Raw genomic sequence first — 14098 nt, forward strand, 5'->3', positions numbered from 1 at the left:
GTTCATTCCCCGGGGGCGTGGACGCGCCCGTCGTCCTGCTCCTCGCCGGGGGCATCCTGCTGCGCCTTGAGGTGGCGGAACAGCCGCCTCAGGTCACGCACGCCGCCCCAGGTGAACCAGACCGTGGTGACAACTCCGTACAGCAGCCCCTGGCCGACCGTGATGTACTGCCACCACAGGAACCAGCCCTCGTTGCTCCAGCGCGTGAAGAACAGATTGACGACTGCGGCAAACAGGAATTCCGCGAATCCGAGCAGCGTCCATATCAGTACCGAACAGGCCAGAATCCGGTCGCCGCGCGTATATTCCGGCGTGATGCCGAGCAGCGTCCGCCAGCGCAGGAAACCGGGCTTCAACTCGGGCAGCGCATCCTGCGCCGCCCGATGTTCGAGATTGTACCTGCCGCGGTGGAGCATCCGGTCGAAATCGAACGGTCTGCGGCAGGTCAGCAGCGACACCGCGATATAAAGCAGGATCGACAGCACGGAGACGAAGAAGAACAGCTCCTGCCCGGAGATCGGAAAGCTGGTCGGCGACATCTTCCAGTTCAGAATCGGAACGGCGCGTCCGACGGCTTCGAGCGTTTTGCCGAAAGAGGCCAGAAGTTCCGGGACATGTTCATCCAGAAACGGATAGATCGGGCGTTCCCAGTATTTCTGCAGCAGAAAACCGCCGGCTCCGCCGATGCAGCCGAACACCATCGCGGTCCACGCCCCGGCGGCGGTGCCGCGTTTCCAGTAGAGTCCGCCGATGATCGCCGAACCGGCGCCGCCGAGGTAGATCGTCCCGGTGACCGCAAAGAACATCAGGATGTAGGTGACCTGCCCGAAATAGAAGCTGAACACCCACGCGAAGGCCGCCACCGCGAAGATCGAAATCCGCAGCAGCGCCAGATGCGCTCCGGGAGAAAGCGGCTTGCGGCGGAAGGGCAGGATCACGTCCTGCACGAGAATGCTGCCCCAGCTGTGCAGATAGGTGGTGTCGGTGCTGAGCATCAGGAACAGCGCCAGCGCGCAGAACACCCCGGTCACGCCGACCGGGAAGATGCTGCGCAGCGCCACCGGCACGGTCATCTGATTCCGGATGGTTTCGGTGGTCTGCGCGGAGTCGAACCGGATCTGCGACAGCTCGGCATTGACCGCCGCCGCCTGCGAAGCGAAATCGGCGTGGTTCATATAGACGTAGGCGCCGAACACCAGCAGCAGCAGCGCAACGGTCTGGAAGCCGTTGCGCCAGACGCCGAGCACGCCGCCCATCTTCTGCTCGTGGGGCGAGGCTCCGCAGGAGTTGTACCCCTGATTGCCCTGCCACGCCATGCGGCAGTAGATGGTGTAGAAGATTCCGATCAGCACGTAGAAGATGTTGAAGTCGGTCATCATGCCGGTGTCGAAGGGGTTTAGGAAGGAGTACCCCTCGGGCCGCGCGAGCATCACCTCCCTGAACTGCCTGAAGCTGAAGGTGTAGAGAATCACCCCCACCAGCAGCGCGTAGGCGAAGTAGCTGTAAATCCCCTGCAGGCAGTCGGTGATCATGGTGGTGAGCTGCCCGCCGGTCATCACGATGACGAGCGCCACGCCGAGAAAGAGCGCCATCAGCGTGCCGAAAGTGGAGAATTCGATTCCGAGGAGCCGGAACGTCTCCGGAAAGCCGCAGTAGTAGAGGAAGAACCGCCCGCCGATCGCCGGAAACAGCGCGTAATTGAGGATGCCGGACAGGAAGCTGAGCAGTCCGGCGAACACCCGGAAACTCCGGCTGTAACGCATTTCGAAGAACTGCGCCAGCGTCATCGCGCGGGTCTCCCGGTAGCGGTAGGTCACGAAACCGGTCATGGTCATCACGAGCCCGACCAGAATGCCGATCCCGCTCCAGAAGCCGATCGAGTTGCCGGTCCGGTAATACATCTCGAACATGCCCACCATCGTGATGAGCCCGAGTCCCGCCGAACCGTCGGCGACGCTCAGCAGATAGCGGCCGGCGCACCTCCCCGCCGACAGAAAGCCGGAGACGCTTTTGATATAGCTCCGGGCCCTGAAACCGACTCCCAGAATGACCAGCAGCGGAAGCGCAACCAGCAGCCAATCGACGAAATGCATGGGCATGATCAGATGAAATCCTTATTTATGTTCAATTCTTTCGGGAAACACCAGCTTGCCGTATGCTTCGCGGAGATGGAAGTCGGTTTTCGGCAGCGGACTGGTGGCGGAGTATTCGATCTCCGGCAGCGTCACGGAATAATTGTAGCGCGCCGCCATCGCGCGCCAGTTTCCCGAAGCGCCGAAAGGATCGCCGTACCGGGTCAGTTCCTCCAGCGGGATCGCGATTTCGGCCGTCCAGCCCCGGTCACGGTCGCTCCAGTCATTCAGCGTGCCGTCCACGCGGGCTCCGGCGCGAAGCCGGGTATGCTCCTGCATCGCGGTCAGGAAGATCTTCCGCCCGGCGCCGGGAAAGAACAGCATGGAGCGCCTCCCGTTCGGAGCGGCGTAAATCTCCCAGTAATGCGCTTTCCCCTCCGGCCAGAGGAAAAGCTCGAGCACGTCGCCGGTCTCGTACAGGTGCCGGTTGTCCCGCTCCTCCTCCTGGACGACATCGTCGTCGTCAAGCTCGGCCAGCACGTAGAGGAATCGGTCGTCGTACGCGAACCGGACCGTGCCGGGCTGACGACAGCCGGTGCCGCCATTGCGGTCGCGCGGCGGCAGCAGCGGATAAGGCTGCGCCCGGCTCCAGACCTCCTCCGCGGCGACGCCGTCCGGCGTGACCGGTTCCGCCGTCCACGCCGCCGCCAGCCGGGGAGGAGCGGACGGCGGAACCCCCCCGCACCCCGCGGCGGCCGCCAGCAGCACGATAAAAGAGTACAGCCGCAGTTTCATGCGTCACCGCCCCAGCCGGCCGATCAGTTCCGCCGCGCGGCGGCGGAAATTCCGGTAATCGTCTTCGCTGCGCGAATAGTCGTCCATGGTGCGGAACACCGAATCGAGTTTCAGCAGCTCCTCCGCTTCGGCGACCGCTTCCGGAGAACGCTTTTGCTTCTTCGCCTCGGCAACTGCGTTTTTCAGCAGGACCATGTATTCGTAATCCTCCATGCCGTCACAGATCACCTTGAGCCGGATGCTCGCCAGCGGCGACCCGTCCCCGGCCGGATACTGGAGCACACCGTCACCGTTCACGCCGTTGGCGTTGTTGACGAACGGATCATCCGGATTGAAGATCGCCGTCGCCCAGTAGAGGATGCCGTCGAACTTCTCCTTTGCGGTCACCCAGGCGACGGCGCGCCAGGCGGAGGCGTCGGTGTCGAGATGGTAGTTCGGCCACGGATACCACGGCCCGGAACAGGGATACTGCCACACTTCGCGGCCGGCGGCCTGCTCTTCGGCTTTGCGTTTCAAATTGGTCCAGTGCAGCGCCGGAACCCAGCAGTCGATATTGTCGACCAGCCGCGACGGGAAGTTCGCGTTCACGCCGGTCACGAGGATTTTCAGATCCGGCGCGTTTTCCCGGATGACGCCGGTCATCTTCCTCACCTTGTCGTTCAGGCCGTTGCCGGGCTCGTCGACCGGATAGGCGAAGGCGTGCTTCGCCATGCCGTTTTCCGCATAATGCCTGTTCACCGCGCGCCAGACCGCCGGCCATTCCGCCGGAACTTCGTGATCTTCGGTCATGAAGTGCCACAGGTACGGGCCGGTGCAGAAACCGGTGGCGCCGGCTTCGAGATATTTTTTATTCAAAGCGTCATAGACCTCCGCCTTCACTTCGCAGGAGCCGTCCGGCTGCATTTCGAAGCTCTGCCCCGACGTATCGACCACCCGCTTCGGCAGGAGAGCCGGGACCCCGAAAATGATCGGCGTCAGCCGGTGCTCGACCAGCATCATCGCATATCGGTCGACCAGCGCGGTGAATTTCGCAACGTCCATCGTCTCCTCGTCGGGAAAGAACCGCCGCCGCAACGAGGTTTCCCAGATCGAAAACGCGGTTTTCAAACTGTGCTTCTTCGGAATCGCAAACGGGTATACCTCCAGCTTCACGGCGACGGTTTCGGTTCTGCCGGAGCCGTCGGCCACCCGGATGGAACCGGTGTAGTTTCCGGGCGCCGCCTCCATCGGGACCTTCAGCGAAATCCAGAGCGGCCGGACCTCTCCGGGCTTCAGCGAGAGCTTGCCCGCCAGCGGGAACAGCGGGTCTGGGTAGTCGCCGGCGCCGCGCACGGTCGGGTAGCCGACCGGCAGCGCCGTCGCGCTGCCCTCCCGGCTGATCCGGAATGCTGCGGCGGGAATCACGCCGCCCTTCCCGCTGCGCAGTTCGGAAGCCTCCACCGTGATACCGTCGACCGCATCCCTGCCGGTAAACAGCACGAGCTGGAAGTTTTCGAATTCGTTGCGGGCGGCTTCGAGGGAAAATTCACGCCTGTCGCCGAAATACGGCAGGTCGGAGAAGATCCGCTCGAAACTGCCGGCGGCGGATATCCCGAGCCCCCGGGTCGCCATCTGTTTCTCCCGCAGCTCCCGGCGGGCCGGGGCCGGATCGGCGGGGAAGTTCCAGCGGTTGGCGAAAACCACCTCCGCCCCGTCCGTGAGCAGGAGTTCGAGCGTCCGGGTCCCGGCGGGAACGGCGGACTCAAACACGCCGTTCCGGTTCGGCACGGAGACGGCTTTCCCGCCGTCGACCGTCATACGCAGTTCCGCCGCCGGAGAAGCCGCAATCCGGAACTCCCGCTCGGAAAACTTCGTCATCCGGACGGGAATCGTCCCTTTTCCTCCAAGCTTCAGTTCCGGGAACTCCAGCGGTTTCTGGAACTGCCCGGGGATCGGCGCGAAGCCGGAGAACTCCGGCCCCCGCCCGTCCTCCTTCGCCGTCTGATTGTGGTTGAAGGAGCGGTGGCAGCTGATCTTCCAGCCCGGAGAACGGAAGATGCCGGTAAGGTCGTATCCGGCGGCAGGCAGCGCCGCCTCGACCATCCAGCTGCCGTCATTCACGGTCGCCTTGCACGCGGCGGCCACCGGCGGCAGGCGGTCCATGCCGCCGTACTCCTCATCGACGTAGTTCAAGCCGGCGGTTCCGCGCGAATAGAGCAGCCAGTGGTAGATATTCCGGTTGAACGGCGTCATGACGAAAATCTCGATGCAGTCGTCATAGGCGCCGCCCCGGTTCAGGATTTTCGTGTTGCCGTCCGAAGCGATCGCCGCGACGTACAGGTGATCCCGGTCGTATTTCAGAAAAACGCGGGTCTCCTCCTTCGCCCGCCCCTGTCCGTTCGCCAGCTGGAAGCCGGTGATTTCGAGCGCGTCGCGCCATTCGCCGGGCTCCACCCTGCCGTCGATCGCCGGCGGCTGCGCGGTCTCCGGCACGGTCAGCACCGGGGTTCCCGCCGAAGCGGCCAGCGCGGCGAGCCCCGCCAGTCCGCAAATCATTTTCCTGCATGCAGTCATGTGAATTCTTCTCCTGTCGATTCAGTTACTCAGCGCTTCGCCGATTTCGTTACGGAGCTCCAGCCAGAGCCCGGGCCGGTCGTAGACCGGAAAAAATGCTTCGCCGTCGAGGAAGGTGTGAAACGACCCCTCCTTCGGGGATTTCAGCGTCACCGCTCCGGCCGGATCGTACTTGCGTTCCGGAATCAGCGCCTCCAGTTTCCTGCGGATCGCGGCGAAGGCGTCCGGACGGCGCTCTTTGAGCATCAGCAGCATGGTCCAGTCCTCCATCCCGTCCGCCAGCGTCTTGAGCCGGACGGTCGGCACCGGGCGCCCGGCGCCGTCCGCATGGATGTAAGTGCCTTCGCCGGCCGCAAAGGAGTTGGGCTCGTCGGCGGGCGCGTTCCGATAGGTGTTGAAGTTGGCGGCCCAGTGCAGGAAGCCGTCGTAGTCGAACCGCGCCGCGCCGACCGCCAGCATCCGGATGCCGCAGGGAGGGGTATCCGCGTGCAGATTCGGATTCGGATAGTTCGGCCCGGTGCAGACGTAAGTCCAGACCGGACGGCCGGCCGCGCGCTCCTGTTTCTGCCGCTCCCGGTTGGTCCAGTGCAGGATCGGCACCCAGATGTCCACGCCGCGAATCGACGGATCGGGGTAGTTCGCCCCGCCGCTGGTCAGCAGCAGCGGCAGCCTCGGCGCGGCCTGTTTCAGCATGGAGCTCACGCGGTTGATGAATTCGACGTTGTCTTCCGGCTCGTCGATCGGATAGGCAACCGCGTCGTCGAGATAGCCCCGGTGTTCGGCATGGTCCTGAATGAAGCTCCAGATCTTTTCCGGCTGCGTCGCTTCGATGTTGGTCCACCAGTCGCCGCCGCCGAGTCTGGTGGAGTCGAAATTGTAATGCGGCCCGACCGCGACTTTGGAGAGTCCCATCTTCCGGTATTTTTCGATCAGCCGGTCGAAGGCCGCCATATTCGCAACGACTTTGCCGTTTTCGACCCGGTAGTCGGGATAGACCGCCTTGCGCACCCACGGCGCGACCAGCCCGGCGTGAGCCAGCACCACCGGATTCAGCCGGTGTTCCAGCAGCATGGTGCAGTATCGGTCGAGCAGGTCGATGAAACCTTCCGCGTCACCCTCCTTCACGAAGGTCTGCAAATCGCGCTCCCACACATTGACCAGGGTCGGAACGATGTTGCGCCGCGGCAGTTCGAAGTTCCAGACCTTCACCTCGACCGGCAGCTCCAGCGGCGCACTGCCGGTTGCGGCGATGGAGATCACACCGCGATAGACGCCGCCCGGCGTTCCGGCGGGGACGAAGAGCTCCAGCCACAGCGGCGCCAATGCGTCGCCGGGGATATCGAACGAACCGGCTTCGATCAGCTTGTCGGGAATCCGTTCCAGCGGATACATGAACGGGCTCGGTTTCGGCAGCCGGGCATACTCGATCCGGCTGATTCTGAACGTGAACGGCACGGCTTTCCCGGATTCGTCGGCCAGGGTTTCCGGGAGCTTCACCGCAACGCCGGTGAGATTGTTCCCGCCGTACGGGAGAATCAGCAGCTGGCGGTTCTCCCGCTCGTTGGCGGCGGCGCTGAACGTCACAGCCTCCCCGACCTTTCCGGTGAAAAGCTCGTCCGGCAAAAGCCGTTCCAGCGGGGAAACCTGTGCGACGGAAAACGGAAGCTGCTCCGCGCCGGCTCCGAAGCGGCGTCCCATCTCAGCCCGGCGCGCCTTCTCCAGCTCCGGCTTCGACCGGACCCCGGCGGCTTCGAGCAGCTGTTGCCGCCGCCGCTCCGCCACCTCCGGGAAAGCGTGCCGCGCGACCGGAAGCAGCCTGAAATCGTCCAGCAGCCCGCGGAAGAAGCCGAAGCTCCTGCCATCCGCTTCGTAGAGCCTGCCGCCGATCCGCCAGGGCACGCCGGAGAAGCGCAGCTCGCCGGGCGCGCCGTCCGTTTCCGCCCGTCCGGCCGGCCTGCCGTCGACATAAGCCGCCAGCCCCGTCCGGTCGTAGACCAGCGCGAAATGGTGCCACTCCCCGGGCTTGAGCCGCTGCGGATTCGCGCAGCCGTTGTAGATCTGCCGGCCGTCGGCGGTGTGAACTTCGAACCAGAAGAAGCCGGGCGTGCCGTTGAAGGTCACGTCACGCCGCGGAGAACGCACGATCGGCAGCACCGTGCAGCCCTCCTCCGGCCGGACCCAGAAAGAGAGCGTCATCTCCCGGCGCGGCCGGTTGTCGCCGGTCAGGGCCAGTTCGAGGAAATCCGTCTTTCCGTCAAACCGGAGCGCATTCCCGGTGATTCCGGCTTTTTCCGCCACCGTGACGGAACCGGTCAGGACCGTTTTCCCGTCCTCGCTGCGCAGCGGCTCGGGCCCGTCGAAGCTCCACTCCATGCCGGAGGCGGCCAGCGCCAGCACGGCGGCCAGCGCCGACAGCGTTTTTTTCATCGTATTCATCGCGGAGGACATTCCTACAGGTTGCAGAATTCGGAGAAGTTGATCTTCAGCAGATCCGGATTCGTCGCCGCCGGATTGAACTCCTCGCGGGTGTACGACGCGACGTGCCCGTCGATGAACGAAAGATTGATCCGGTTGCCGTGCTTGTAGGAGGCGTAGGGAGGCATTTCGCTCTGCACGGCGCCCCAGCGCCAGAAGTAATGGCCGAGATAGTGGTCTTTGCCGCCCTCTTCGCAGGCGGTTTTCTCCATCATCATCCCGGCCGCCGACGGCTTCCGGAAGCCGGAGAGCTTCGCCGTGCCGTCCGACGGCGAATCCGACCAGGCGAGCGCGAAGGTCAGCGGATAGCTCTCATTGCCGTTCCAGGTCCATTCGCGCGGCGGGTCGTTCGGGCAGCTGTAGGCCCCGTCCCAGCGGGACGGCGAGTTGCCGTACTCGCTGAGCGTGTCGCTCCAGGTCGTCGTGTTGCTGACGGCCTTCGGCCCCTGGCCGTTGTGGTCGCCGCAGTACTGGATGACCGAAAGCGCAAGCTGCTTGAGCTTGTTTGTGCAGGAGATGGCGCGCGCCCGCTCCCGGGCCTGGTTCAGCGCCGGCAGCAGCATGCCGGCCAGAACCGCGATGATCGCAATGACGACCAGCAACTCAATCAATGTAAAACGGCGGCGGCTTCCGGCTGAAGCTGCGTTCCGGCGGAAATAAAGTCTTTTCATTGTCGATTCTCCTTGCTGTTTATTACGGGGTGTTTTCAAGGGTTCATCCGGACACAGCCGGTCTTTTGAGTGCGTGACACGGGAATGCCGTCGATGGGGACGGCCGGAAAAAATGCGGAAAAAAATCGTTTTTTACTGTCTTAAACCGCCCGGAGTTCGCGGCAGCTTTCGCCGTATACGAAGTGTCCGCGCAGCAGCTGCTGCCGCGGCGCCTCGGGCCGGCGGGCGATTTCGCGGAGCAGCTGTTCGGTCGCCGCCGCGACGACCTCGCGGGTCGGCTCCGAAACATAGGTGATCTCCTGGGAGAAGTTGGTCAGGGTGTCCGGCAGGTCGTAACAGATCAGGCTGAAGTCGCGCGGCACGGACTTATTCACGAACAGCACCTTGCGCATGAAGCGCGGCACGTAGACGCTGTTCACGGCGAAATAGGCGCTCGGACAGCCGGAGGAACTCAGAATCTCCACCACATCGTTGGCGAGGTCCGGCTTGAAAACGTCGTAGACGATGGTGTAGCGCGGGTCGTAGGCCAGGCCGTTCGCTTTCAGCGCGTCGAAGTAGCCGGCAAGCCGGGAGGACGGCGCAGCTTCGCTGTCGTTGGAGGCGCGGATGAGGCCGATCGAACGGTGCCCGCACTCGATCAGGTACTCCACCGCGGCGCGGCAGTCGTGGTAGCAGTCGTAACCGATGAAGGAGGTCTCTCCGTCGCCGAGCTGACGGTCGAACTGGACCACCGGCTTGACCCGGTGGATTCTGCGCAGCATCTCCAGCGCCTCCGGGGTATCGAACAGCGGGTACAGCGGCATATAGAGCAATCCGCAGCACTCATCGTCATGCAGCACCGCTTCGAGCTCCGCCAGCTCCGAGCGCGGGTCGAGCTCGAAGGACTCCACCTTGAGCTCGACCCCGCGCGCCTTGCAGAACCGGTGGCAGGTGGTGATCACCGCGACGAAAAGCGGCTCCTGCTCACCCGGCAGCAGCAGGGTGATGCGCAGCTTCCTGGCGGAGGCGCCGCCCTTGGTGCAGTAGATCCCTCTTTTCGGCTCGCGCCGGATCATGCCGTCTTTGCCGAGCAGATCCAGCGCGGAGAGCAGCGTGGCGAGGCTGACCTGATAAGTTTCGCAAAGCTCTTTGACCGGCGGCAGCTTTTCGCCGTCGGCGCATACATCGACCATCTGTTTCAAACGCCGGTAAACCGCCAGATATTTCGGAGCGCCCGCCATGATTCAAGACCTTTCTGTTTTCATCGTCCGCAACATTTGTTTCAATATAAATTATGCTACATCGAAGCAGAAAAAGCAACAGCAATTCGGAATATTTTTCAAAAATCTTTCATCTGAGCATGAAAGTGACCTGAAACACGGAGGGATATTCTATTTCGAAATAGATTATAACTGGAATAAATTCTGCTTCGGCCGGGAGCGGCGGCAGCTCCCCGGCCGGAACGTGCAGGCAGTTCCCTTCCGATTTTTTGGGCCACGACAAAGCCCAAAAAAGAGAGAAAATAATACCCCGCCGCTATTGGATATGATTCGGCTTTGTGGTATAATATTCAGCAAAACCAAAACAACATAAAAAACAGACTTTTGGGCTATGACAAGTTCAGCACAGGAAATCTACACGATACTGGTCCGCAGGATCATCCGGGATCATTACCCGCGTGAGAAGGCGCTGCCGAGCGAGCGCGACATCGCCGACGAATTCGAGACGAGCCGCACCGTCATCCGCGGAGTCCTGAAGCGGCTGGAGTCGGAAAAGTACGTCGAAATGGTCTCGCCGCGCAAACGGCGCATCTCCTCCGCCCAGCCGGCTTCGGTCTTCGACCCCGGCTCGAAACTGGTCGGCATCATCGGAGCAAACAACTCGCTTGCCGGGCCGGACGGGGAACTGTTCATCAGCCAGCGGCGAATCCGCGGGCTCTTCCGGCAGCTTGACGACTCCGGGCTTTCGTCGCTGAACCTCTCCGCCTCCTGGCCTCCCGCCATGATGCTTGAGCTGCTGAGCGCCTCGAAAATCCGGGGGCTGATCTACGTTGACGAATACCACGTCCTGCCGCCGGAGACGGAAATGTTCATCTACCGGACACTGAACGGACGGCTGCCGATCTCCACCTTCGGCGATACCGAACGCCTCGAACACGGCGCCGTCGGCGGCATCGAGCGCAGCAGTTCCGACCACCGGGCCGGGGCGAAGCTGCTGGTGCAGTTTCTGGCGGAACGCGGCTGCCGGAAGGTTCTCTGGTATTTTCCGGCGCGGAACCATCCGCGGCTGGTCTGGCAGGCCGAGCGGCAGGCCGGCTGCGAGGAGGCGGCGCGTGAAGCGAAGATCGAGCTCCTGCCGCTCGATACGCCGCTGCCGATTACAAACGAGGTCGGTTCGGCCGAAAACTTCCGGCGCTGCGCCCGGATGACCGCCGAAGCACTCGCGCCGCACGTGAAGAGCGCCGTTCCCGTCGAGGCGATCCTTGTAGACAGCGATGTCGCGGTTCCCTACTTTCAGCGCGCCCTGCGGGAGCTCGGCGCAACTCCGGGCGAGATCCCGGTGCTCGGCTACGACAACTATTACGCGACGACCCGGCCCTACCGCTGGGAACCCACGCCGCCGGCGGCGACCGTCGACAAAAACGACCTCGAAATCGGCCGCGAAGCCGTCGGACTGCTCCGGAAGAGGCTTGAAAGCGACGATATCTTCTCACGGCCGTTCCGGAGCGTCATCCGGCCCCGGCTGGTGATTCCGCAATAACCCATTCCCCCTGCAACCATAGGACGGACCATGAAAAAACACCTGCTTGCCGCAATTTTCGCCCCTCTGCTCGGTATCTGCGGAGGCGCGGAACCCGACTTCCACGCGGGCGTCTGCACACATTTCGCACAGAACAAGGGCGATGCCGCGGCGAATCTCGACCTCGTCGCCCAAGCCGGAATCACCTCCATCCGCGATGAGGTTTCATGGGCGATGACGGAACGGAAGAAGGGCGAACTGAAAGTGCCCGGCTTCTTTGCGGACTATCTCGAAGAGGCGGCACGGCGCGATATCCGGCCGCTGGTGATCCTGAATTACGGCAACCGCTTCTATGACAAGGGGAACTATCCGGTCACACCAGAGTCGATCGAAGGATATAAGCGCTACTGCGGGGAGATTGTCCGCTTTTCGGGCGGCCGGGTGCGGCTCTTCCAGCTCTGGAATGAGTGGGACGGCGGCTGCGGAATGAGTTCGCTCGGCTTCGGGCGCGGCAAAGCGGCCGGATACGTGAAAATGCTCAAAGAGGTCTATCCGCAACTGAAGAAGATCGCGCCCGAAGCGACCTTCATCGCCGGTTCCGTCTGCACCGGGGAGACCTTTTTCGAAGAGCTGCTGAAGCTCGGCATGCTCGATTTCTGCGACGCGGTCAGCTTCCACGCCTACAACTACAACACGGGCGACAGCACGGCCGAAGCGTGGTTCGCGCGGATGCAGAAGCTCGGCGCACTGATCCGCCGCTACAACCGCGGCGCGGACAAGCCGCTCTACATCACCGAAATCGGCTGGCCGAACCACACGACCGAGACCGGCAGCACGGAGTGGGAGTCGGCGGTCAAGCTCGCCCGGCTCTATCTGTACGCACGGCAGCTCCCGTTCATCAAAGGAGTCTGGTACTACGATTTCCAGGACGACGGCTGGAAGCACGGCCACCACGAAAACAATTTCGGGCTGGTACGCCCCGACCTGACGCCGAAAACGTCCTACTTCGCCCTGAAATCCCTCGCCCGCCGGCTCTCGTTCGGCAAACCGACCGGCAGCGAAGAGTTCGACGGCGGCAGTCTGTTCCGGTTCGAGGGGGAGGAAGGGCCCTTCTGGGCGGTCGTCAACCGTTCGGAGGATCACGATCTGCAACTGGTTTTCGAAAGCGGCGATCCCTCTCTCCCGCTCACCGTCGAGGTCGTCGGCTCCGCGCCGGTCACCCGCCCGTGGGGGTATCGGGATTGGCCGAACCGGGAGCGGAACGTGAATCCGAACCGGATCGCCGTCACCGTCGGCGAAATGCCGGTTCTCCTCTCGGGCAACCTCGACCGGGTCAGAATCGCGGCGATCCGGAAACATCCCTTCCCGCGCAGCAGCCGGCCGGGCAAAATCCGGCTGCAGCTGCCGCGCTCCTGCGCCGAAGCAGTGCCCCAAGGCGAAAAAACCGTTCCGACCGCGTTCCGCGATTACCGGAAACTCGCCGGAACGGCGCACGGCGGCGCAGCCGATCTCGCCGCGACCTTCGAAAGCTCCTACGACCGGGAGAACCTCCGGCTGACCGTCACGGTGACCGACGACGTGTTTCACCAGCCCGAAAGCAATATTGCGAACGCCTGGCGCGGCGACGGCATCCAGCTGGCCTTCCGAACCTTCCGGAAAAACGGCGGTTCGTCCCGCACCGAGCTGGATGCGGCGCTGATCGGCGGAAAGGCAGCCCTCTTTCTCCGCGAAGCGCAGGGCGACCGGAGCAAAACGCCGGAGTGCGCCATCGAACGGCAGGGGAACCGGACGGTCTACCGGTTCCGAATCCCGGCCCGGCTGCTCGGCGCCGAGGCTTTCGAACCCGGAGGCATGCTCACCTGCGCCTTCCTGGTCAACGACAACGACGGCGCCGGACGCAAAGGCTTCCTCACATGGGGCGACGGCATCGGAATCACCAAAAATCCGGACCGCTACAATCTCCTGATTTTCAAATAAACAACAACAGGAACAACCAGTCATGAACAGAACCGCAAGAGTCCCCGCATTCACGCTGATCGAACTTCTGGTGGTCGTTGCGATCATCGCCATCCTCGCTTCGATGCTGCTGCCGGCGCTGAACCAGGCCCGCAGCCGGGCCGAAGCGACCAAATGCACCTCGAACCAGAAACAGGTCATGCTCGCCCAGATGCAGTACGCCATCGATTTCAACGACCAGATGGGAATCATGATCACCTACGGCGCCAGGGGGAAATTCGAGGCGTGGGTCAATCTGCTCACCCGAGAGGCCTCCGTCACCGGCAATCTGCCGCTCGGCAACGGTTATCTGCCGCTCAACGCGACCCGCTGTCCCGGCAACAAGGTCGCCACGCCGGCCTTCTCCTCGTTCTGGGGCTGCTACGGCTTCTACCGGGGACACAGCTTCGGCAACTGCACCCGCCGGGAACGCACCGGCGACTGGGTCAAATACAATTACACCACAACCGACGAGTGCGTCTACCTGCCGCGCCGGATGAAGCAGCCCTCCACGATCGTCGTGCTCGCGGATACGGTCGCCTCCGGCGTCGCCTCGTCGCAGCGCGGCAACTCCTCCTACTACTGGAATCCGGACGGTCCGGTCGACGGCACCCACGCCGTCGGCATCCACTGCGGACACGGCGGCCGCAGCAACGCCGGTTTCGGCGACGGACACGTCGGCGCCCGGAGCGCAGAGGAGCTGAAGGCCGGTTCGATGCAGATCAAATACACCATCGACCGCAACCTGATCCCGAAAACGATCAATTGAAAATCCGCCGGAAGGACGCCGGAATGCAGGAAAATGCGTTCCGGCTCCGT

General features: G+C 63.2%; 10 protein-coding genes. 4 read left to right on the top strand and 6 right to left on the bottom strand.

Annotation, left to right across the window (positions count from 1 at the left end; all coding sequences use genetic code 11):
- Nucleotides 1-2: 2 nt before the first annotated feature.
- From FYJ85_RS12425 to FYJ85_RS12450, 6 genes are all read right to left on the bottom strand, one after another.
- A complete protein-coding gene (locus FYJ85_RS12425) occupies nt 3-2099 on the bottom strand; it encodes a sodium:solute symporter family protein (RefSeq protein WP_154418926.1) in 2097 nt (698 codons plus the stop codon).
- Nucleotides 2100-2114: 15 nt separating this feature from the next.
- Complete coding sequence (locus FYJ85_RS12430) at nt 2115-2867, bottom strand: sugar-binding protein (RefSeq protein WP_154418928.1); 753 nt, start codon at nt 2865-2867, stop codon at nt 2115-2117.
- 3 nt (nt 2868-2870) lie between these two features.
- Entirely contained in the window at nt 2871-5420 is a 2550-nt protein-coding gene (locus tag FYJ85_RS12435; RefSeq protein WP_154418930.1) for a glycoside hydrolase domain-containing protein, read from the bottom strand.
- A gap of 21 nt (nt 5421-5441) precedes the next feature.
- On the bottom strand, nt 5442-7856 hold the full coding sequence (locus tag FYJ85_RS12440; protein ID WP_206213153.1) for a glycoside hydrolase domain-containing protein: 2415 nt from the start codon (nt 7854-7856) through the stop codon (nt 5442-5444).
- Nucleotides 7857-7870: 14 nt separating this feature from the next.
- Nucleotides 7871-8566, bottom strand: a complete 696-nt coding sequence (locus FYJ85_RS12445; RefSeq protein WP_106055363.1) for a type II secretion system protein — start codon at nt 8564-8566, stop codon at nt 7871-7873.
- A 140-nt stretch (nt 8567-8706) separates the two neighbouring features.
- The gene (locus tag FYJ85_RS12450; protein ID WP_154418934.1) at nt 8707-9786 is read right to left on the bottom strand and encodes a substrate-binding domain-containing protein; all 1080 of its coding nucleotides are present in this window, start codon (nt 9784-9786) and stop codon (nt 8707-8709) included.
- Between FYJ85_RS12450 and FYJ85_RS12455 the strand changes: the two genes are divergently transcribed.
- The 4 genes from FYJ85_RS12455 to FYJ85_RS23145 are packed head-to-tail and all read left to right on the top strand — an operon-like array spanning nt 9785 to nt 14048.
- Complete coding sequence (locus FYJ85_RS12455; RefSeq protein ID WP_154418936.1) at nt 9785-10138, top strand: hypothetical protein; 354 nt, start codon at nt 9785-9787, stop codon at nt 10136-10138. The genes FYJ85_RS12450 and FYJ85_RS12455 overlap by 2 nt on opposite strands.
- An 18-nt stretch (nt 10139-10156) precedes the next feature.
- Nucleotides 10157-11305 carry a GntR family transcriptional regulator gene (locus tag FYJ85_RS12460; RefSeq protein ID WP_154418938.1) on the top strand — a complete coding sequence of 383 codons (1149 nt, stop codon included), beginning with the start codon at nt 10157-10159 and terminating at the stop codon, nt 11303-11305.
- A gap of 30 nt (nt 11306-11335) precedes the next feature.
- Nucleotides 11336-13261, top strand: a complete 1926-nt coding sequence (locus FYJ85_RS12465) for a DOMON domain-containing protein (protein WP_154418940.1) — start codon at nt 11336-11338, stop codon at nt 13259-13261.
- Nucleotides 13262-13283: 22 nt separating this feature from the next.
- Nucleotides 13284-14048: a type II secretion system protein gene (locus tag FYJ85_RS23145; RefSeq protein ID WP_206213154.1), complete on the top strand. Its 765-nt coding sequence runs from the start codon at nt 13284-13286 to the stop codon at nt 14046-14048.
- The last annotated feature ends 50 nt before the right edge of the window (nt 14049-14098 follow it).

This window comes from Victivallis lenta (assembly GCF_009695545.1).
Lineage (GTDB): Bacteria > Verrucomicrobiota > Lentisphaeria > Victivallales > Victivallaceae > Victivallis > Victivallis lenta.

Bases quoted from the DNA above. Each gene is read 5' to 3' on its own strand.
- FYJ85_RS12425 (WP_154418926.1), bottom strand. From the start codon at position 2,099: ATGCCCATGCATTTCGTCGATTGGCTGCTGGTTGCGCTTCCGCTGCTG.
- FYJ85_RS12430 (WP_154418928.1), bottom strand. From the start codon at position 2,867: ATGAAACTGCGGCTGTACTCTTTTATCGTGCTGCTGGCGGCCGCCGCG.
- FYJ85_RS12435 (WP_154418930.1), bottom strand. From the start codon at position 5,420: ATGACTGCATGCAGGAAAATGATTTGCGGACTGGCGGGGCTCGCCGCG.
- FYJ85_RS12440 (WP_206213153.1), bottom strand. From the start codon at position 7,856: ATGAATACGATGAAAAAAACGCTGTCGGCGCTGGCCGCCGTGCTGGCG.
- FYJ85_RS12445 (WP_106055363.1), bottom strand. From the start codon at position 8,566: ATGAAAAGACTTTATTTCCGCCGGAACGCAGCTTCAGCCGGAAGCCGC.
- FYJ85_RS12455 (WP_154418936.1), top strand. From the start codon at position 9,785: ATGATTCAAGACCTTTCTGTTTTCATCGTCCGCAACATTTGTTTCAAT.
- FYJ85_RS12450 (WP_154418934.1), bottom strand. From the start codon at position 9,786: ATGGCGGGCGCTCCGAAATATCTGGCGGTTTACCGGCGTTTGAAACAG.
- FYJ85_RS12460 (WP_154418938.1), top strand. From the start codon at position 10,157: ATGACAAGTTCAGCACAGGAAATCTACACGATACTGGTCCGCAGGATC.
- FYJ85_RS12465 (WP_154418940.1), top strand. From the start codon at position 11,336: ATGAAAAAACACCTGCTTGCCGCAATTTTCGCCCCTCTGCTCGGTATC.
- FYJ85_RS23145 (WP_206213154.1), top strand. From the start codon at position 13,284: ATGAACAGAACCGCAAGAGTCCCCGCATTCACGCTGATCGAACTTCTG.